We start from the raw sequence: 18,593 nt of genomic DNA, 5'->3' as shown, positions 1-18,593 counted from the left end.
CAGTCGTCCACTTCGGCGGTTTGTTCGGCGACGTGGATGTGGACCGGGCCGCCGTCCGCGAGCGGCAGGATCTCGCCTATCTCCTCCACCGTAGCGGCACGAAGCGAGTGGGGCGCTATGCCGATCCGGGCGTTCGGGTGATGGATCAGATGCCGGCCGGCGCTCTCCATCAGGCGGGCGAAGCCGTCGATACCGTTGATGAACCGGCGCTGGCCGGCAGATGGCGGAAGTCCGCCGAAACCGCCATGGGCGTAGAAGACCGGCAGCAGCGTCAGGCCGATGCCGGTAGCCGCCGCCGCCGCAACGATGCGTCCGGCCATCTCGGCGGGATCGTCGTAGGGACGACCGTGGGGGTCGTGATGGAGGTAGTGGAACTCGCCCAGCGTCGTGAACCCGGCTTCCAGCATTTCCGAGCAGACCAGCGCCGCGATGGCCTCGACATCGTCGGGCGTCAGCCGGTCGAGGAAGCCGTACATGGTCTGCCGCCACGTCCAGAAACTGTCGGCGCTGTCGCCGCGCCGCTCTGCCAGACCGGCCATGGCGCGCTGAAAGGCGTGGCTGTGAAGGTTCGCCATGCCGGGCACCATGACATGGCCCAGCCTCTGCGCCTCGCCCGGCGATGCATCAGCGGCGATGCTGGAGATCAGACCCGAGGCATCGACTTTGAACACCACGTCACGCGCCCAGCCATCGGCGAGCAGTGCGTTGTCGGCGAAAAATTCCATGGGGGCTCCCACGAGTTCTGGACACGAGCGGTTAAGCCGCGTTAATTGTATATACAATAACGGCTCACCAAAAACCACCGGATAGAACTCACCGGATAGACAGGGGGACGAGGCTTGAAGCTGGATCGGCTTTGGATCAATGCGCGGATCGCGACGATGGAGCCTGCTGGGGAACCATACGGCGCCCTTGCCGACGGCGCCGTCGGCTGCCGGGGCGGACGGATCGCTTTCATCGGGCACAGCGCCGAGGCAAGCGGCCATGATGCGGCCCAGACGATCGACTGCGCCGGCCGCTGGATCACGCCGGGGCTGATCGACTGCCACACCCATCTGGTCTACGGCGGCGACCGTGCCGCCGAGTTCGAATTGCGGCTGGAGGGCGCCAGCTACGAGAAGATCGCCAGGGCCGGGGGCGGCATCCTGTCCACCGTCACCGCCACCCGCAATGCCGACGAGGAGGCGCTGGTGCGGGCCTCGCTGCCGCGCCTGGACGCGCTGCTGGCCGAGGGCGTCACGACGGTCGAGATCAAGTCCGGCTACGGGCTGGAAACATCAGCCGAAATCCGCCAGCTCCGTGCTGCCCGACGCCTGGGTTACGAACGGCAGGTCGGGATCGAGACGACCTTCCTTGGCGCCCACGCCAAGCCGCCGGAGTTCGAAGACACCGGCAGCTATATCGACCACGTGATCGGGGAAATGCTGCCCGCCGTCCACGCCGAGGGTCTGGCCGACGCGGTCGATGCCTTCTGCGAAGGAATCGCTTTCTCTCCCGATGAGGTCGAACGGCTGTTCGAGGCGGCGCATAGCTTGGGCCTGCCGGTCAAGCTGCACGCCGAACAGCTCTCCGGGCTCCACGGCGCCACTCTGGCGGCCAAGTTCGGGGCGCTGTCCGCCGATCATGTCGAGTACGCCGACGCCTCCGACGTCGCGGCGATGGCGAAGTCCGGGACCGTCGCGACGCTATTGCCCGGCGCGTTCTATACGCTGCGGGAGACCAAGGCGCCGCCGGTCGACCTGTTCCGCAAGGCGGGCGTGCCGATGGCGATCGCGACCGACGCCAATCCAGGCACCTCGCCGCTGACCTCGATCCTGCTGACGATCAACATGGCCTGCACGCTGTTCCGCCTGACGCCGGAGGAGGCCTTGGCCGGCGTCACCCGCAACGCCGCCAGGGCGCTGGGCCGGGACAGCGACATCGGAACGATCGAACTCGGCAAGTGGTGCGACCTTGCCATCTGGGACATCGAGCGTCCGGCCGAGCTGGCGTACCGCATCGGCTTCAATCCCCTCCATTCCCGCGTCTGGCGAGGCCAGTGATGACCAAACCTATCGTCGAGCGCCGCGACGCGCCGCTGATCCTGTCGATGCCCCATGTCGGGCGCGAGGTTCCGGACCATGTCGCGAGCCAGTTGACCGGCAAGGCGCTGGAGCTGGAAGACACGGACTGGTGGATCGACCGGCTCTACGACTTCGGCGAGGAACTGGGGGCAACGGTGATCCGGGCGACCGCGTCGCGCTACGTGATCGACGTCAACCGCGACCCGAGCGGCGCATCGCTCTATCCGGGACAGGCGACGACCGGACTGTGCCCGACCACCGATTTCGACGGCGTATCGCTATACCGGAACGGCTCAGGCCCAGACGACGAGGAAATCGACCGGCACCGGCGGCCCTGGCATACCGCGTATCATGAAGCGCTGGCCGCCGAGATCGCCCGGTTGCGGAGCCGTTACCCGCGCGTCGTCCTGTACGACTGCCACTCGATCCGCTCCCATGTGCCGCGATTATTCGACGGCGAATTGCCGGTCTTCAACATCGGGACCAATGGCGGCGCGTCCTGCGCGCCAGAGGTGGAAGCCATCGTCACCAGCGCCTGCGCCGATGCCGAACCCGACGGCTACGACCATGTCGTCAACGGACGCTTTCGCGGCGGCTGGATCACCCGGCACTACGGCGATCCGGAAAACGGCGTCCACGCCGTTCAGATGGAGCTGGCGCAGCGCGCCTACCTGACCGAGGAAGCGCCGCCCTGGAACTTCGACCCGGCCAAGGCGGAACAGCTCCGCGCCGTGCTGAAACCGATGCTCCATCGCCTGAGCTTCTGGGCCACCAAGGCTTAAGTCCTGGACTTGAATCCAGGGCTTGAATAAGGAACCGCCGAAATGACTGCCACGCCTCCTTCCTCCCGCCTCGACAATGCCCGCAAGATCCGCAGCCCGCGCGGAACCGAGTTGAGCGCGAAAAGCTGGCTGACCGAAGCGCCCTTGCGGATGCTGATGAACAACCTCGACCCGGAAGTCGCGGAGAAGCCGGAAGCGCTGGTCGTCTATGGCGGGATCGGCAGGGCCGCCCGCGATTGGCAGTCGTTCGACCGCATCGTGGACTGCCTGAAGACCCTGAACGAGGACGAGACGCTGCTGGTACAATCCGGCAAGCCGGTGGGGGTGTTCCGCACCCACAAGGATGCCCCGCGCGTCCTGATCGCCAATTCCAACCTCGTGCCGCGCTGGGCCGACTGGGACCACTTCAACGCGCTCGATAAGGTCGGGCTGATGATGTACGGCCAGATGACTGCCGGATCGTGGATCTATATCGGCAGCCAGGGGATCGTCCAGGGCACCTACGAAACCTTCGTGGAAGTCGGCCGCCGCCACTACAACGGCGACCTCGCCGGGCGCTGGATCCTGACCGGCGGCCTCGGCGGCATGGGCGGAGCGCAGCCGCTGGCCGCGACCATGGCGGGAGCGTCCATGCTGGCGGTCGAGTGCCAGCCGTCCCGGATCGAGATGCGGCTTCAGACCGGCTATCTCGACCGCAAGGCCGACACCATCGAGGAAGCGCTCGATATCATCGAGCAGGCGAAAGGGCAGGGGAAACCGGTATCGGTGGGCCTGCTCGGCAACGCCGCCGAGATCTTCCCTGAACTGGTCCGGCGCGGCATCCGTCCCGATGCGGTGACCGACCAGACCTCCGCCCACGATCCGCTCAACGGCTATCTGCCGGCGGGATGGACGCTGAACGAATGGGAATCGAAGCGCGAGCGCGACCCGAAGGCGGTGGAAACGGCCGCCAAGCAGTCGATGGCGGTCCAAGTCCAGGCCATGCTGGACTTCCACGCCCAGGGGGTGCCGGTGCTCGACTACGGCAACAACATCCGGCAGATGGCGAAGGAGATGGGGGTCGCCAACGCCTTCGACTTTCCGGGCTTCGTCCCGGCCTATATCCGGCCGCTGTTCTGCCGGGGCATCGGGCCGTTCCGCTGGGCGGCCCTGTCGGGCGACCCGGAGGATATCTACCGGACCGACGCCAAGGTGAAGGAGCTGATGCCCGACAACCCGCACCTGCACAACTGGCTCGACATGGCGCGGGAGCGCATCCGTTTCCAGGGTCTGCCGGCCCGCATCTGCTGGGTAGGATTGGGCGACCGCCACCGGCTGGGGCTGGCCTTCAACGAGATGGTCGCCAGCGGCGAGCTGAAGGCCCCCATCGTGATCGGCCGCGACCACCTGGACAGCGGCTCCGTGGCGTCGCCCAACCGGGAGACCGAGGCGATGCGCGACGGCTCGGATGCGGTATCCGACTGGCCGCTGCTGAACGCGCTGCTTAACACGGCGTCCGGGGCGACCTGGGTGTCGCTGCATCACGGCGGCGGCGTCGGCATGGGCTTCTCCCAGCATGCCGGCATGGTGATCGTCGCCGACGGCACCGCCGATGCGGCGCGGCGGCTGGAGCGAGTGCTGTGGAACGACCCGGCGACCGGCGTCATGCGCCACGCCGATGCGGGCTATGAGGACGCGATCAAGTCGGCACGGGCAAACGGGCTTGTTCTGCCGAGCTGCAATCCGGCACTTTGACATGGGGCTCCCCGATGAAGCTTGAACAGTGCGAGCATTCGACACCGGCCGACGCGGACGAGCGCAGGAAGGTCAAGCCCGTGATCTGCTATCCGGTGGATAGTCTGGTCCAGCCGGATCTGCCGTCCTATCGCGCCGCCCGAAACGGCTGGGAAAAATTATCCGAAACCGTGGTCCCGCCGCGCGAGGCGCGGTGCTTCGACGTGCCCGCGGGATGCTTCTTCCGCATCGTCGGCATCGAAGGCCCGCAGGTCGGCGACCTCAATCTTTGGTCGGCGAACGATCTTCAGGAGCGTTTCTATTCGGGTAAGACGCGGGCGCTCCATGGAACGCATCTTTCGACCGGGGACCGGCTCTGGTCGTCCTTTCCGTATCTGCGGCCGATGGCGACGATCACGGAAGATACCCTGGACTGGTACGGCTTCGACGAATGGGGCGGATCGGTGCATGACGTGATCGGCACGCGGTGCGATCCCTATACGCATCGGCTTCTGGCCGGCGACGACTATCATCACTGCTGCCACTCGAACCTGACGCGCGCCTTGGCCGAACGGCTGGATCAGCCGCGCGGGAGCGTGGAAGCGGCGGTCCATGACGTGCTGAACGTCTTCATGTGCACCGGATTTACGCGGGACACGGGTCAATACTTCATGAAGGCCAGCCCGGTCAGGCCGGGCGATTTTCTTGAATTCTTCGCGGAAATCGATCTTCTCGGCGCACTATCCGCCTGTCCGGGCGGCGATTGCAGCACCGAGCATTCGAGCGATGCGGCTTCATGCCACCCGCTGCTGGTGGAAGTCTACAAACCGGCCGAACCGCCGCGCGGATGGACATCTCCCCCACGCAGCGGATACGACCGGAGTCACGGCCCCTGAAGCCGCGTCCCGGCTACTTGAAGAAACCGAACACGTTCAGCGCGGTGTAGATGCCGAGCAGGACGATGGCGATGCTGCTGACGACCAGGACGGCGTTGAACAGGCTGCCGCCGTAGATGCGGGGGTCCGTTTCCGTCTTGCGCAGATACCAGACCGCCACGACGGCGCCGAGCAGGAAGATGCCGGTCATCACGCCGCCCGCCTGGACCATCAGGACCGGCGACTGGATGAACAGGTAGGCGGCGCCCCAGATGATCGGCAGCGCCACGGTGAAGATGCGGATCGTGCGCAGGCGCGACTTGGTGTCCTGCCAGTCGATCACGCCGATCACCGACAGGAAGTTGGCGTACATGCGCGACCAGCTCGGAACCGCCGCCCACAAGGTCGAACCCAGCACGGCGATGGCGCCGACCAGGAAGATCACTCCCGCCCATTCGCCGAGCGTATCGGTATACATCCGCGACAGGGTAACGATCATCTCGTTGCCCTTCGGCACCAGCCCCTGAGGGTGCAGGACCGACGCTCCCATCAGGAAGAACGCCAGAGTGCCGAAGGTGTAGATCAGCCAGGACACCAGGGCGTCCTTATACATGACGCTGATCCAGCCGTTGGCGCGGCGGACCCATTCCTCGCTGCCGTCGGCGGGGCCGACATAGCGGGCATAGCCTTTCTCGACGCACCAGTAGGTGTAGAAGGTCAGCTCGTCGGCGCCGACGCCGGTGATCCCGAACATGGCGATGGCGGCTCCGATGGCTCCGGCCGGAATGGCGAAGGTGAGCCCGCTCACGATATCGTTGGCATCGTAACCATAGGGCGTGAAGGGAAGGCCCAGGGCGATCACGACGGTAGCGATGCTGAAGACCACGACCAGCAGGACGGCTCCCCGCTCGATCAGGCTGTAGCTGTTGGAATACAGAAGCGCGATGCTCGATCCCGCCACGATGATCGTCCAGACCGTGAGCGAGGTCGTACCGAACGGATCGCCGCCGATCGGCATCAAGATGCTGAATGCCGCGGCGGTTCCCCCGACGATGCCGCCGATCTGAAGGATCTTGGACAGCGCCATCAGGACCCAGAGCAGGTTGATCCAGCCGACCGGTCCGATCTTCGGCGGCACCTTGTTGTAGCCGGTCAGCGCCGGCTGGCCGGTCGAGATGGTCCAGCGCGCCAGTTCGACCTGCACCGCCACTTTGACCAGGGTGCTGAAGATGACCATCCAGAGCAGGGCGAAGCCCGCCTGCGCCCCCAGGGTGGTGGTCGCGATGAGTTCGCCCGAGCCGACAATGGACGCGCTGAGGATCAGGCCCGGCCCGAGATGCTTCAGGCTATGCTTCCAGCCGACCGGCGGTTCCCTGATGCCTTCCGGAGTGAGGTGATAGGGATCGTCGTCGTCAGCCGCGTAGGTTTCGGCTGCTATCGTATTGGTGCTCATCGGTTTTTATGTCCTCCCATACGGCTTCTTGGAACTATGGCCGCAGGGATGGAAACGCGGAAACGATGAAATCGATCCTGTCGAAGGCTATGATTGACTCCGGTCAAGGAAACGGGCGCCGTGGCGCCCGACACTCCGGCCGGTTTTTCACTCCGAAGCGGCTGCCATGGAAACCCTGATTCCCGCCACGCTCTTCATGATCGCCAGCCATGTCGTTCCCGGCATTCCGGCAATCCGGTCGAGCCTTATGGACGCCCTGGGACGCCGGCTGTTTCTGTCCGCCTACTCCCTTGTGTCGATCGCGGCGCTGGTGCTGGTGGTCTCGAGCTACCGGGCGGCCGACCCCGGCTTGTGGTTCTATCATCCGTCCGCCGACGCCAAGACCTTCGCCGTTCTGGCGATGCCGGTCCCCCTGTTCCTGCTGGCCGGGCGGCTGACGACGCCTGCGGCAGAAACGGAACCGGCCGGCATCTACCGGCTCACCGCCGTCCCCGGCAGTCTCGCGGTCCTGCTCTGGACACTGCTGCATCTTGCGTCGCTGGGGGGAGCACGGCAGGTCGTCCTCTTCGCCGGCATGGCTGCGATAGCCCTGTTCTCGCTCGTCAAGAACTGGCGCATCGCCAGCCCGGCTCGGCGCCGTTCCGGAATCCTGCCGTTTTCCGGTATCCTTCGAGGGTGCCAGAGCTTCGTCTGGAGCGAGATCGGCTGGAGCCGCCTGCTTCTGACGGCGGCCCTATGGGCGGTGCTGCTGTTGCTCCACCCGCTCGCGATCGGACCCGATCCGCTGGCCTATCTTCACTGAGCGGCGCAACCCCGTACCGCAGCCCCGTCAATCGTCCTGGCAATAGTCGCGGAGCGCATCGATGTCGGCGATGGACACCACGGCGCCCTGCACCTCCACGCCGACCGGCTTCAGCTTGGCGAGCGCGCGCGAGAAGGTTTCCGGCTGGATCCCCAACCTGCGGGCCACCAGGGATTTTTCGACCGGCAGCGTGAAGGTCGCGTTTCCCTGGGCCGCCGGGCACAGTTTGAGCAGAAAGCTGGCTACCCGCTGGGGAGCGGACTGGATCTGAAGCTGTTCGACCTGCTGGACCAGGGTGCGCAGCCGCATCGACATCGATCCCAGCATGGCGAAGGCGGTTCCGACATCGGCCTGAACGCAGCGGGCGAAGGCCTGGGCGGTGATCGACACCACGCGCAGGTCCGTGACCGCCTGGGCGCAGACGGGGAAGCTGCCCTGGGCGAACATGGCCGCCTCGGCAAAGGTCTCGCCGGCGTTGACCATGGCAACCACCGCTTCCGCTCCTTCCCGGTTGATCCGGTACAGCTTCACCCAGCCTTCCAGCACGACGAAGAACCTGTCGGCGGGATCTCCCTGAACGAACAGATCGGTGCCGCGCTCGACAGAGCGGATCGTCGCCGTCGCCAGGAGCGATGCCAGCACCGGTTCCGGCACCTGCTGGAACAGAGGGAGGTTACGCAGGATCGCCGCGTCGCGCGGCGCCAGGCCGGCAAGGTTCGTAGCCATCTCGAATCCGCGCTCCATCCGGGTTGCCGAAGGCCTTTCATAGCAGTCATCCGCCGGACTTGGAATCGCCGGGTTCGGGATCGCCCGATTCCGGAACCAGCGAACGAAACCAGCCTTCATACGGCGTGTTGACCGCCTTGTGCCGGTTGTAGTCCGGGGCACCGTCGATCCACCAGACGGGACCGCGCTCGCCCAGCGCCCGTTTCGCCTGGTCGACGCGGCTTCTCGCCTGCTTCATCGCTTCCGCGTCGGCCTTGGCGTCACGGACGGACCGCCGGGCCGCCATCAGGTCGCGGACCAGCCGTTCGCGCTCGGCCGGTTCCAGCCGGGGATCGCTCAGGCGCCACAGGCGGCCACGCACCACGAAATACCGTCCGTCAGGTGTCTGCGGATACATCCATCGCCATCTTTCAGTCCGAACCGACCCTATCAACCCTCGGCACGGACCGCCGTTTCCGGGATTCGGCATCCCATTGCTCGCGGAGCCGGATCGTCTCCAGCCTGAGGCGGATTTCCTCCAGCTTGGCGAGGCGCGAACGCCGTTCGGCGAGGTCGCCCTCGATATGCCTGCGGAAGTCCGCGACTTCCGGCATCCTGCGGTAGGCGAAGGTTTCCCAGACACCGCGAAACGCCTTCACGAACAGGTCGCGCGGCCATTCGGCCATCAGTTCCACGTCGAGGTCGAGCGACAGCCCGGTCGGCATTTCGAAGCCCCGCCGGTTCGCCAAGGCAGCCAGCGACGCCAGGACTTCCGCGGGATTGCCGGGTTCCAGGTCGCGGCGGGCCATGTCGAGAGCTGCCGGCAGACCGTCGGCAAGGTCAGCCCGGACCGTTTCCGGCAGGTGGATGCCCGGTTCTTCGTGCCAGGATTCGCTCAAGGCAAGCATCCGCTTCGGCAGCGTTGCGGCCGGCGAGGTCAGCGCCCGTCCGGTGTTCGGCACCAGCCTTACCGGGCGCGCCGGACGGGCTCCTGCTCCGGCCGGTTCCCTTGCCGCGTGAGGGGCTTGCTCTCTCGCCTGCACCGTCATGGCTGTTTCCCTCACGTTCCCGCCTCCATCTTTCCTGATTGGCGAACCAGCCGCGCCATGCGCAGCCGACGTCGATATAGCGATAGCCCTTGGTCCGGCAGCCGGTGACGAAAGCCTTGGTCAAGGCTCCGGCGTCGATGCCGGGATGCGTTTCGGCGGCCCAGGCGAGATCCTGGGCGCTGGGTGTCCAGTCGTCCGGAACCGGCTTTGCGACACCGGCAGAACTCCGCTCCGCCTCACGCGGAAGAGAGATTCTTTCTTGAATCGGATGAGTCTGATTCATGTCATCGCCGTGACAGCCCCTGTCATGCCCAGGACCTGAAGAAGCGTGCCTCGGGGCCGCCTCCGCCGCGACGCCGTCTTCGGACGCTTCGGATGGGACGATCCGGTACAGGCATGACCGCAGCCCGCCGTCGCCGCGCAGGCGGCGGGTACGCTCGATCAGGCCCAGTTGTTCGAGCCTGTTCAGGACCTTGATGATCCAGGGCCGCGACCGCTTCAGCCGGGCGGCAAGGGTCGATTGGCTGGGCCAGCACAGCCCGGCCTTGTCTTGGTATGTCGAAAGGCAAGCCAGCAGCGCGAACTCGTCCACCCCGACATCGGGATTGAACAGCCATTCGGCGCGCACGACTCCCCAGCGACCTGAAATCCCTTCCGGTGACTCCATGGGTCTCTCCGTCGTTCGATGCTTCGACGACGACGGGCAAAACTCCCTCGTTGTGGGAAACTGGCATTTCCCACTTGTCGGGGAGTCCGGATTGGCGGTACGGTCAAAGCGTCAACTGTAGCCGTATGCCGGGTCCGTCCCGTCGTTTCGGTTCACGGAAGAGCTCGCCCTGGCAGGCGGGCTCTTTCCGTTTTCACAGGGCTCTGCCCTAATCCATTGTCAGCGTTCGCTAATTTCGCCTTTCGCTTCACGGCTTCCGGATAGATCGTCCGAAGGGCCGCGCCGGATGGCTGGACCTTCGTCCCCTACAGTCCAACGCCCTTCGCCATCCCGAGTCAAACGCCAGCCCTGTAGGTTTGAGAGTCGCCTATGTGGGTTTGAAGGGCGGAGCGGTAGGTTTACGGGGCGGATGTGTCGGTCTGCGGGGCGCCTCCGGTAGGTTTCAGGGGCATTTGTGTGGGTTTGCGGGGCGAGTGACTCCCTCTGCCGTCCCTCGACGCCGGCCCGCGGCCTTCCCGATTCTGCGAATCGATGGAGCGGAGGCTGCAAATCCCGTCCTGAGTCGGCGCCGACAGGCAGGACCATGTTCGGAGGCTGCGAAACCCGCGAGCCAAGGGGCGTATCCGCCCTTGGAACCTACCGACTCCGCGCGCGCCATGCCCGGCGAGTCGCTCGAAACTGCCCGGAAAGCCAGCTTGGCCCTCGATCGGGCACTTGGGCATCTCCTCGAAGGCGTCCGGTCCTGTGGGTTGGTGGGGCGGATGAGTCCGACGACCCTCAATCCCGGTTCGATCCCGGCCGATCCGGTCAACCGCCCCTGAAACCCACAGAACTGCCCGGTGGGTTTCAGGGGCGGTGGTCGGATTTGGGCTATCACCACATTGGCGTTTGGGTCATTTATGACAGGCGGATGCGGTGAAGGCGCATACTAGTGGATCAGGGAGCGGCGGCGGTGACGACGGAAGGCAAACAGCACGTTCTCCAGTTCGTTATCTTCGAGGAGGAAGATCCTCGGCACACGAAGATGGTGGCGCTCTACGATCTGGCGCCCCGGTTCGTCTTCGACACCAACGGCGACGAGGACGGCCAGAGGAAGCTGATCGAGCGGGAATTCTCCTTCGCCGGCAAGCGCTACCGCATCACGATCAAGCCGACCGTCATGAAGGACGAGGACGGCACGCTCCGCACCCGCTATCCGGGCGAGCGGGAGCAGATCGTCGAGGAAGTGATCCGCCGCCTGGCCGCCGAGAAGGGCAGGCTGAGCCTTCAGGACAGCAAGGTGCGCTTCCCGTTCTCGCTCTACGAGGTCCGGGAGGAACTGGCCCGCGTCAAGCACAGCTACAATACGTCCGAGATCAAGCAGGCCATCCTGATCCTGAACGAGTGCCCCGTCGGCATCCATGCGCTGGAGGACAGCAAGCGCCTGCTGTCCGCATCGGCTTTTCCCGTGATCGGCATGCGGACGCGGAACGACAGCGACGATGCCGAGACCTTCGTGGAATTCAACCCGATGGTGGCCGACGCGATCCGGCGTCTCGCCTTCCGCCAAGTCAGCTACGAGTTGCTGATGGAGATCCGCGACCCGATCGCCCGCTGGCTCTACAAGCGGCTCCACCAGGAGATCGCCAGCAACGGCCGCGACGTCCAGCAGATGCTCGCCACCGAGATCCGGCGCGATTCGGGCATGGCTGTCTGGAAGAAGACCCGCAGCATGCTGGCGCGCGTGCGCCGGGCGGTCGAAGTGCTTCAGGAGCGAGGACTGCTGGCGGAGGTCGAGTGCGAGGACCAGATGGTCGCCCGCCGCAAGGACGATATCCTGTTCGTGATGAAGCCCTCCGCCGAGATGATGCGGGAGGTCCAGCGCGCCAACCGTCAGGTCGAGGACGACGCGTCGGAATACGCCCGGCTGTCGGGAGACTCGGGCACCGACGAGTTCCGTCCGGTCGAGCGGGAAGACCTCAACGAGCTGCGCAACGACCGGCGGCGCCGGCGGTTCGGCGTGGTCGAGAGTACGCCCCGGATCGCCGCGGCCGCCAAGGTGGGCTGAAGGTACCCGGCCCCCGCCTGTCACGCCTCGCCCGTCACGATCCGAGCGACAGGACGCGCGTCAGCAGGACGTAATCGGACTCGAAGACCATCAGCGCCACCAGGACGAGCAGCAGCAGGGGCGGCAGCAGGACGACGTAGCGCAGCACCAGCCGTTCCCATTGCAGATGCATGAAGACGGCGACGATCAGTCCCGCCTTCAGCAGCATGAAGAGGATTATCAGGAACCAGCGCAGGTATCCCTGAACGTGGAGATAATCCACCAGATAGGAGAGCGTGCTGAGGACGAACAGTAATCCCCATACCTTCAAGTAAACCCCGATCGGATGGCTCTGATTCTCGGCGTGATCCATGGCGTGCTCTCACCACAGGTAAAAGAAGGCGAAGATGAAGACCCAGACCAGATCGACGAAATGCCAGTACAGTCCGGCGATCTCGACGATCTGATAGTTGCCCTTCCGCTCGTAGTCGCCCCGGGCGACCTTCAGCGCCACGACCGAGAGATAGATCACTCCGGCCGAGACATGAAGGCCGTGGAAGCCGGTGATCATGAAGAAGGTCGAGCCGAATTGCGCCGCACCGAACGGGTTGGCCCACGGCCGGACGCCTTCGGAGATCAGCTTGGTCCACTCGAAGGCCTGCATGCCGACGAAGGTGGCCCCCAGCGCCGCCGTCGCCAGCATGAGCGCCGCCGTCCGGGCGCGGTCGCGCCGGTATGCGTAGTTGACCGCCATCGCCATGGTGCCGCTGCTGCTGATCAGGACGAAGGTCATGATGGCGATCAGGATCAGCGGGATATGCGCACCGCCGATGGTCAGGGCGAAGACTTCGCTCGGGTTCGGCCATGCCATGGTGGTCGACATCCGGACCGACATGTAGGACGTCAGGAAACACCCGAAGACGAAGGTATCGCTGAGAAGGAAAAGCCACATCATGGCTTTTCCCCAGGGGACGTTCCTGAACGCCTTCCGGTCAGCGGAAAGGTCCGCGACGATCTCCTGCCAGCCTTCGGCCTGAGCCGAAGGGCCGGCGGTATATCCGGCAGTCCCTTGACGAGCCATGCCTCAACTCCCCGGTTCTGGCTTCCGCCGCTAATGCATCCCGTGCGGAACCGGCTGCAACACCGCATCCGCTCCACCGTTGTCCGCCAGCAGCAGGCCGAACAGCGCCAGCCAGACGACCAGCAGGAAGTGCCAGTAGAGGGCGCAAAGCTCGATTGCCGGACGGAGACCGGCGGCGCTGCCGGCGTGGCGCAGTCTGGCCGCCGCACGCCCCCAGGCGGCCAGCCCGCCGAGCAGATGCAGTCCGTGCAGGGCCGACAGCAGATAGAAGAAGGTATTGGCGGGATTGGAGGCGACGTAGTATCCGAGGCCGTCGAGCTGTCTCCAGGCCACCAGCTGTCCGGCAAGGAAGAGTGCCGCGAACAGCCCTCCGGCGTACAATCCGGCCATGGCGCCGGCGGGACGGTTCCGCCGCACGCCGATCCAGGCGCCCTGGAAGGCGGCGCTGCTCAGCACCAGGGCCAGCGTGTTCAGCCAGAGGATCGGCGGCTCGTCCAGCGGCACCCAGTCGCCGAACCCCATGCGCATGACATAGGCGGTGCCCAGCAGAACGAACAGCACCGAGATCACGATCAGAAAGAAGATGAGGCCCAGCCTCCCCGTCGGTATCCGCAACCTGCCGGATGGCGGGAACTCTCCGCCGCCGCTTTCCAGCCAGGGCTTGGCGGCCAGCGCTCCGAAGATGGTCATCTCAGGAGGCCCCCCTGTTCCGGCGGCGCTTCGGGAGTCCGGCCGTCGTCGGTCGGGCGCGGATGGTTCTGCGGCAGGAAATCCTGTTCGGCTCCGGGGACGCTGTAGTCGTAGGCCCAGCGGTAGACCACGGGTTGCCTCGGTCCCCAGTTGCCGTGCCCAGGCGGCGTTTCCGGCGTCTGCCATTCCAGCGTCGTCGCGTTCCAGGGATTGGAGCCGGCGGGCCTGCCGCGGAAACTGCTCCATGCCATGTTGAACAGGAAGACCAGTTGGGCGGCTCCGACGATCAGGGCCGCGACCGTGATGAAGGCGTTCAGCTCGCGCGCCGAGTCCGGGATGAAGCCGATCCCCTCGAAGTCGTGGTAGCGCCGGGGAATGCCGACGAAACCCAGGTAGTGCATCGGGAAGAAGATCGCGTAAGTGCCCAGGAAGGTGACCCAGAAGTGGAACTTGCCCAAGGCGTCGTTCAGCATGCGCCCGGTCACCTTGGGGAACCAGTGGTAGATCGCGCCGAAGATGACCAGGACAGGGGCCACGCCCATGACCATGTGGAAATGCGCCACCACGAAATACGTATCCGAGAGCGGCACGTCCACGACCACGTTGCCGAGGAAGAGCCCCGACATGCCGCCCGATACGAAGGTCAGGATGAAGGCCAGCGAGAACAGCATCGGGACCGTGAAGTGGATGTCGGCCCGCCACAGCGTCAAGACCCAGTTGTAGACCTTGAGAGCGGTCGGGACGGCGATGATCAGCGTCGTGGTCGCGAAGAAGAAGCCGAAATACGGGTTCATGCCGCTGACATACATGTGGTGCGCCCAGACCACGAAGCTGAGGACGCCGATCGCCAGCAGCGCCCAGACCATCATCCGGTAGCCGAAGATGTTCTTGCGGGCATGCGTGCTGATCAGGTCGGAGACGATGCCGAAGCCCGGCAGGGCCACGATGTAGACTTCCGGATGCCCGAAGAACCAGAACAGGTGCTGGAACAGCAGCGGACTGCCGCCGCCATAGCTCAGCCGCTCGCCCAGGGACGTGATGGTCGGCATGAAGAAGCTGGTCAGCAGCACCCGGTCCAGAAGCATCATCAGGCCGCTGACGAACAGCGCCGGAAAGGCCAGCAGACCCAGGATCGTCGCGACGAAGATGCCCCAGACCGTCAGCGGCAGCCGCATCATGGTCATTCCGCGCGTGCGCGCCTGGAGGATGGTGGTCACATAGTTCAGGCCGCCCATCGTGAAGGCCACGACGAAGATGATCAGGGAAACCAGCATCAGGATGATGCCCCAGTCGCGGCCGGCCGTTCCCGGCAGGATCGCCTGCGGAGGGTAGAGCGTCCACCCCGCCCCCGTCGGACCGCCGGGCACGAAGAAACTGGCGACCAGCACGACGACCGCCAGCAGGTAGACCCAGTAGCTCAGCATGTTGACATAGGGAAACACCATGTCCCGGGCGCCGATCATCAGCGGGATCAGGTAATTGCCGAAACCGCCCAGGAAAAGCGCCGTGAGCAGGTAGACCACCATGATCATCCCATGCATGGTGACGAACTGGAGGTATCGTTCCGGGTCGATGAAGGGCAGGCTGCCGGGAAAGCCGATCTGCATCCGCATCAGCCATGACAGCACCAGGGCGATCAGCCCGACCGCCATCGCTGTCATGGAATACTGGATCGCGATGACCTTGTGATCCTGGCTCCAGATGTATTTCGTTATGAAGCTGCGCGGCTCGTCATGGCCGCCGCCCAGATCTTCGTCATGGTCGGTATCGTCATATGTTCCGGTCGGGATCGCGGCTTGAGCCATGTCGCCCTTCCTCCGCTTTCGTTTCCTGATTCCATCGGTCCACCGATGATTCTATCGGTCCATCGAGCCTTCTTGCCGGGTCGCCCTGGCGGCCTCCGCCAGCGCGGTGCCCCGTACCGCCTGGGCGAAGGTCGGATATTCGTCCAGCCAGGGCTGATGCGCGTCCGGTTCCACGATGACGACGGTGCCGCGCATCGCCGAGTGGCCGACGCCGCAAAGTTCGGCGCAGAGGATCTCGAAGGTCCCGGTCACGGTCGGGGTGAACCAGAAATAGGTCACCATGCCGGGGACGAGGTCCATCTTGGCCCGGAACTGCGGGACGTAGAAGTCGTGCAGCACGTCCACGGAGCGGAGCAGCAGCTTGACCGGCTTGCCGACCGGCAGCCGGACCTCGCCGCCTTCCACCAGGACGTCGTCGCCGCCATGGGGATCGTCGGGATTGAGCCCGAAGGGATTGTCGGCGTCGATCCGCATCGGATCCACCGCGCCAAGGACGCCGTCGGCGCCGGGGAAGCGGAATGCCCAGCCCCATTGCTGGCCCATCACCTCGACCGTGGCAGCATCGGGCGGAACGGTGACGTAGTCTTTCCAGACGACCAGGCCGGGGGCCAGCATGGCCGCGATCCCGATCGACGTCAGGCCTGTCAGCCACAGTTCGAGCTTGCCGCTTTCCGGTTCGTAGCCTGCGCGTATCCCTTCCCGGTGCCGGAACCGGAACAGGGAGTAGGCCATGAAAAGGACCAGGGCGCAGAAAACGGCCCCGGTGATCATGAAGGTAATGATCAGGGTCGTGTCGATCGTCCCCCAGTTGGATGCCAGCGGCGTAAACCACCACGGACTGACCAGACTGAAGATGACGGACCCGAAGACAAGTAAGGCAAATACGATAGCCACAGTCATAGCCCGTCGCCCCGCTTCTTCTTTTTCGAAAAGACGGATTTAGGCGTCGGCCCGGTGGGCCTCTTGGACTCTGCGATCTTCAGTTTCCATAATAACGGATTTTACTCGCTCTTGCAAGGATCAGGAAAGCTGCCGTTGCCCAATAGTGCCTTGCATCTTCGAACCCTTGGTTTAATCTGCAACTGATGGTTTTGGGAAGCCATCCTTCAACTGCGCCGAACAATCGGGGCGGGCAACGACAAGACCATGGGGAAACGCATCATGAAGGACATCAGCAGGCGCTCGGTCATCCTGGGCGCCGCGGCGATCACGGCCGGATGTGCGGCGCAGGGAACGTCGGGTCTGGTCGCGCCGGCAGCTTCCCGGAGCGCGGCCGGCGGTACCGGTACCGGGATCGGGATGGCAGGCGTCGATCAGGTTCTCCGTCAGGCCATCGGCCCCGGCAAGGTGGCCGGTCTGGTCGCGACCGTCGGCACCGACAAGGAAACGCTCTTTGAGGCGGCCTACGGCAAGCGCAGCCTGGACGAGGAAGTCGACATGTCGGCGGACTCGGTCTTCTGGATCGCCTCGATGACCAAGGCGGTGACTTGTACCGCGGCGATGCAGATGGTGGAGCAGGGCAGGCTGACGCTGGACGATCCGATCGGCGGGGTGCTTCCCGAACTGGGATCGCCCCGAGTGCTGACCGGCTTCGACAGGGCAGGCCGGCCGAAATACCGCGCCGCCCGCCGGCCCATCACGCTGCGCCATCTCCTGACCCACACGGCGGGCTTCTGCTACCCGATCTGGAATGCCCAGCTTGACCGCTACATGAAGGCGACCGGCCATCCGTCCACCGCCACCGGCCTCAAGCGGTCGCTGGAACTGCCGCTCATGTTCGATCCTGGAGACCGCTGGGAATACGGCATCAACATCGACTGGGCCGGACTGGCGGTCGAGCGGGTCAGCGGGCGGAAGCTCGGCGCCTATTTCGACGAATACATCTTCTCGCCGCTGGGAATGACCAGCACGGGCTTCAAGCTGACCCCGTCGCAGCGGGCGAGGCTGGTGAAGGTCCATGCCCGCCAGCCCGACGGCTCCCTGAAGCCGATCGATTTCGAGATCAAGCAGGATCCCGAGTTCGAGGCGGGCGGCGGCGGTCTCTACTCGACCGCCGGCGACTATCTCAAGTTCTGCCGGATGTTCCTGAACGGCGGCCGGTCCGCAGCCGGCCAGCCCGTGCTGCGACCGGAAACCGTCGCCATCATGGGCACGAACCAGATGGGCGACCTGAACGTCAGGCCGTTGCCGACGCATGCCCCGGATCTTTCCGCCGACGCCGAGTTCTTTCCCGGCATCGTCAAGAAGTGGAGCACGGCCTTCATGCTAAACACCGAGCAGGCGCCGACGGGACGGAGCGCCGGCAGCATGGCCTGGGCCGGACTCGCCAACACGTTCTTCTGGATCGATCCGGCGCGCAAGGTCACCGGCGTCATCCTGATGCAGATACTGCCTTTCGTGGAGCCCCAGGCGCTCGACACCTTCACCAAGTTCGAGGCCCAGACCTACCGGGAGATCTGATACCGGGAGATCTGATACCGGGACTGCCGCGCGATCGGTTGGTAGCATATGGAACGGCTTTGCTGCCGGGACCGGCCGCGGCAGCGCCTCGATCTTTCAGGCGCTTCCCACGCAAACAGACCTTCAAGCAGCGCCTGCAACGTCGAAGAGGAATTGGGTGGGAGAGATCCTCTCGGCGGAAACTCCGGCGAGGAGAATGCTTTGTTCGGCGCCTTGCCCGTCGAGCCATCGAATTTCCGCGCCATCCCTGGTTTGGTGGAGGCTGTCGAGCACGGCGGCGGTATCCTTCAAGGTGCCGTGCCCGAAACGGATGAAATCGACTGATTTGAAGTTCCTGACGATGTCATGGCCGGTTCCCGGACCGGAGAAGACCAACGTATCGCTCGCGTTGCCGCCGCTCGCATCGATCCTGTCGTTGCCCT

At 65.0% G+C, this 18,593-nt stretch carries 20 protein-coding genes; 8 read left to right on the top strand and 12 right to left on the bottom strand.

The window, feature by feature from the left end:
- Positions 1-725, bottom strand: a 725-nt coding sequence (locus tag AC5JJ6_RS15125) for an amidohydrolase family protein (protein WP_496042845.1), incomplete at its 3' end; no start/stop codon positions are given.
- Positions 726-881: 156 nt separating this feature from the next.
- Between AC5JJ6_RS15125 and hutI the strand changes: the two genes are divergently transcribed.
- Genes hutI through AC5JJ6_RS15105 form a run of 4 tightly spaced genes read left to right on the top strand, consistent with a single transcriptional unit; the run spans position 882 to position 5,454 of the window.
- The gene (gene hutI / locus AC5JJ6_RS15120) at positions 882-2,042 is read left to right on the top strand and encodes an imidazolonepropionase (protein WP_496042846.1); all 1,161 of its coding nucleotides are present in this window, start codon (positions 882-884) and stop codon (positions 2,040-2,042) included.
- Complete coding sequence (hutG, locus tag AC5JJ6_RS15115; protein ID WP_496042844.1) at positions 2,042-2,845, top strand: N-formylglutamate deformylase; 804 nt, start codon at positions 2,042-2,044, stop codon at positions 2,843-2,845. Before hutI ends, hutG begins: the two co-directional genes overlap by 1 nt.
- 42 nt (positions 2,846-2,887) lie before the next feature.
- The gene (gene hutU / locus AC5JJ6_RS15110; RefSeq protein ID WP_496042843.1) at positions 2,888-4,579 is read left to right on the top strand and encodes a urocanate hydratase; all 1,692 of its coding nucleotides are present in this window, start codon (positions 2,888-2,890) and stop codon (positions 4,577-4,579) included.
- Positions 4,580-4,593: 14 nt separating this feature from the next.
- The gene (locus AC5JJ6_RS15105; protein WP_496042842.1) at positions 4,594-5,454 is read left to right on the top strand and encodes an urea carboxylase-associated family protein; all 861 of its coding nucleotides are present in this window, start codon (positions 4,594-4,596) and stop codon (positions 5,452-5,454) included.
- A 13-nt stretch (positions 5,455-5,467) separates the two neighbouring features.
- Here the strand turns inward: AC5JJ6_RS15105 and AC5JJ6_RS15100 are convergent, their stop codons facing one another.
- Complete coding sequence (locus AC5JJ6_RS15100) at positions 5,468-6,886, bottom strand: Nramp family divalent metal transporter (protein WP_496042841.1); 1,419 nt, start codon at positions 6,884-6,886, stop codon at positions 5,468-5,470.
- Positions 6,887-7,052: 166 nt separating this feature from the next.
- Here AC5JJ6_RS15100 and AC5JJ6_RS15095 point away from each other — a divergent pair, with 166 nt between their 5' ends.
- A complete protein-coding gene (locus AC5JJ6_RS15095; protein WP_496042840.1) occupies positions 7,053-7,688 on the top strand; it encodes an NnrU family protein in 636 nt (211 codons plus the stop codon).
- A 27-nt stretch (positions 7,689-7,715) separates the two neighbouring features.
- Here the strand turns inward: AC5JJ6_RS15095 and AC5JJ6_RS15090 are convergent, their stop codons facing one another.
- Genes AC5JJ6_RS15090 through AC5JJ6_RS15075 form a run of 4 tightly spaced genes read right to left on the bottom strand, consistent with a single transcriptional unit; the run spans position 7,716 to position 10,109 of the window.
- A complete protein-coding gene (locus tag AC5JJ6_RS15090; RefSeq protein ID WP_496042839.1) occupies positions 7,716-8,414 on the bottom strand; it encodes a Crp/Fnr family transcriptional regulator in 699 nt (232 codons plus the stop codon).
- Positions 8,415-8,460: 46 nt separating this feature from the next.
- Entirely contained in the window at positions 8,461-8,811 is a 351-nt protein-coding gene (locus tag AC5JJ6_RS15085) for a hypothetical protein (protein WP_496042838.1), read from the bottom strand.
- A gap of 13 nt (positions 8,812-8,824) precedes the next feature.
- Complete coding sequence (locus AC5JJ6_RS15080; RefSeq protein ID WP_496042837.1) at positions 8,825-9,292, bottom strand: hypothetical protein; 468 nt, start codon at positions 9,290-9,292, stop codon at positions 8,825-8,827.
- Positions 9,234-10,109 (bottom strand): helix-turn-helix domain-containing protein, encoded by an 876-nt coding sequence (locus AC5JJ6_RS15075; protein WP_496042836.1) that lies wholly within the window; start codon positions 10,107-10,109, stop codon positions 9,234-9,236. Before AC5JJ6_RS15075 ends, AC5JJ6_RS15080 begins: the two co-directional genes overlap by 59 nt.
- A 629-nt stretch (positions 10,110-10,738) precedes the next feature.
- Between AC5JJ6_RS15075 and AC5JJ6_RS15070 the strand changes: the two genes are divergently transcribed.
- Positions 10,739-10,930, top strand: coding sequence for a hypothetical protein (locus tag AC5JJ6_RS15070; protein WP_496042835.1), 192 nt, complete (start codon positions 10,739-10,741; stop codon positions 10,928-10,930).
- A 110-nt stretch (positions 10,931-11,040) separates the two neighbouring features.
- Positions 11,041-12,156, top strand: a complete 1,116-nt coding sequence (locus AC5JJ6_RS15065) for a hypothetical protein (protein ID WP_496042834.1) — start codon at positions 11,041-11,043, stop codon at positions 12,154-12,156.
- Between the two features lie 34 nt (positions 12,157-12,190).
- Here the strand turns inward: AC5JJ6_RS15065 and AC5JJ6_RS15060 are convergent, their stop codons facing one another.
- The 5 genes from AC5JJ6_RS15060 to AC5JJ6_RS15040 are packed head-to-tail and all read right to left on the bottom strand — an operon-like array spanning position 12,191 to position 16,611.
- The gene (locus AC5JJ6_RS15060) at positions 12,191-12,508 is read right to left on the bottom strand and encodes a cytochrome C oxidase subunit IV family protein (protein ID WP_496042833.1); all 318 of its coding nucleotides are present in this window, start codon (positions 12,506-12,508) and stop codon (positions 12,191-12,193) included.
- 9 nt (positions 12,509-12,517) lie between these two features.
- Entirely contained in the window at positions 12,518-13,216 is a 699-nt protein-coding gene (locus AC5JJ6_RS15055; protein ID WP_496042832.1) for a heme-copper oxidase subunit III family protein, read from the bottom strand.
- Positions 13,217-13,246: 30 nt separating this feature from the next.
- Positions 13,247-13,906 carry a cytochrome c oxidase subunit 3 gene (locus tag AC5JJ6_RS15050; RefSeq protein ID WP_496042831.1) on the bottom strand — a complete coding sequence of 220 codons (660 nt, stop codon included), beginning with the start codon at positions 13,904-13,906 and terminating at the stop codon, positions 13,247-13,249.
- On the bottom strand, positions 13,903-15,711 hold the full coding sequence (locus AC5JJ6_RS15045; protein WP_496042830.1) for a cytochrome c oxidase subunit I: 1,809 nt from the start codon (positions 15,709-15,711) through the stop codon (positions 13,903-13,905). Before AC5JJ6_RS15045 ends, AC5JJ6_RS15050 begins: the two co-directional genes overlap by 4 nt.
- 51 nt (positions 15,712-15,762) lie before the next feature.
- A complete protein-coding gene (locus tag AC5JJ6_RS15040) occupies positions 15,763-16,611 on the bottom strand; it encodes a cytochrome c oxidase subunit II (RefSeq protein ID WP_496042829.1) in 849 nt (282 codons plus the stop codon).
- Positions 16,612-16,872: 261 nt separating this feature from the next.
- On the opposite strand from AC5JJ6_RS15040, the gene AC5JJ6_RS15035 reads away from it, so the two are divergent.
- Positions 16,873-18,171: a serine hydrolase domain-containing protein gene (locus tag AC5JJ6_RS15035; RefSeq protein WP_496042828.1), complete on the top strand. Its 1,299-nt coding sequence runs from the start codon at positions 16,873-16,875 to the stop codon at positions 18,169-18,171.
- A 123-nt stretch (positions 18,172-18,294) separates the two neighbouring features.
- Here AC5JJ6_RS15035 and AC5JJ6_RS15030 read toward each other — a convergent pair.
- A partial coding sequence (locus tag AC5JJ6_RS15030; protein WP_496042827.1) for a hypothetical protein occupies positions 18,295-18,593 on the bottom strand: 299 nt, incomplete at its 5' end.

The sequence above is a fragment of the Skermanella sp. genome (assembly GCF_059503625.1).
Note: the sequence above shows the minus strand (reverse complement) of the source record. Positions and strands in the feature narration are given on the sequence as shown.

Bases quoted from the DNA above. Each gene is read 5' to 3' on its own strand.
- hutI (WP_496042846.1), top strand. From the start codon at position 882: ATGGAGCCTGCTGGGGAACCATACGGCGCCCTTGCCGACGGCGCCGTC.
- hutG (WP_496042844.1), top strand. From the start codon at position 2,042: ATGACCAAACCTATCGTCGAGCGCCGCGACGCGCCGCTGATCCTGTCG.
- hutU (WP_496042843.1), top strand. From the start codon at position 2,888: ATGACTGCCACGCCTCCTTCCTCCCGCCTCGACAATGCCCGCAAGATC.
- AC5JJ6_RS15105 (WP_496042842.1), top strand. From the start codon at position 4,594: ATGAAGCTTGAACAGTGCGAGCATTCGACACCGGCCGACGCGGACGAG.
- AC5JJ6_RS15100 (WP_496042841.1), bottom strand. From the start codon at position 6,886: ATGAGCACCAATACGATAGCAGCCGAAACCTACGCGGCTGACGACGAC.
- AC5JJ6_RS15095 (WP_496042840.1), top strand. From the start codon at position 7,053: ATGGAAACCCTGATTCCCGCCACGCTCTTCATGATCGCCAGCCATGTC.
- AC5JJ6_RS15090 (WP_496042839.1), bottom strand. From the start codon at position 8,414: ATGGCTACGAACCTTGCCGGCCTGGCGCCGCGCGACGCGGCGATCCTG.
- AC5JJ6_RS15085 (WP_496042838.1), bottom strand. From the start codon at position 8,811: ATGTATCCGCAGACACCTGACGGACGGTATTTCGTGGTGCGTGGCCGC.
- AC5JJ6_RS15075 (WP_496042836.1), bottom strand. From the start codon at position 10,109: ATGGAGTCACCGGAAGGGATTTCAGGTCGCTGGGGAGTCGTGCGCGCC.
- AC5JJ6_RS15060 (WP_496042833.1), bottom strand. From the start codon at position 12,508: ATGGATCACGCCGAGAATCAGAGCCATCCGATCGGGGTTTACTTGAAG.
- AC5JJ6_RS15055 (WP_496042832.1), bottom strand. From the start codon at position 13,216: ATGGCTCGTCAAGGGACTGCCGGATATACCGCCGGCCCTTCGGCTCAG.
- AC5JJ6_RS15050 (WP_496042831.1), bottom strand. From the start codon at position 13,906: ATGACCATCTTCGGAGCGCTGGCCGCCAAGCCCTGGCTGGAAAGCGGC.
- AC5JJ6_RS15045 (WP_496042830.1), bottom strand. From the start codon at position 15,711: ATGGCTCAAGCCGCGATCCCGACCGGAACATATGACGATACCGACCAT.
- AC5JJ6_RS15040 (WP_496042829.1), bottom strand. From the start codon at position 16,611: ATGACTGTGGCTATCGTATTTGCCTTACTTGTCTTCGGGTCCGTCATC.
- AC5JJ6_RS15035 (WP_496042828.1), top strand. From the start codon at position 16,873: ATGAAGGACATCAGCAGGCGCTCGGTCATCCTGGGCGCCGCGGCGATC.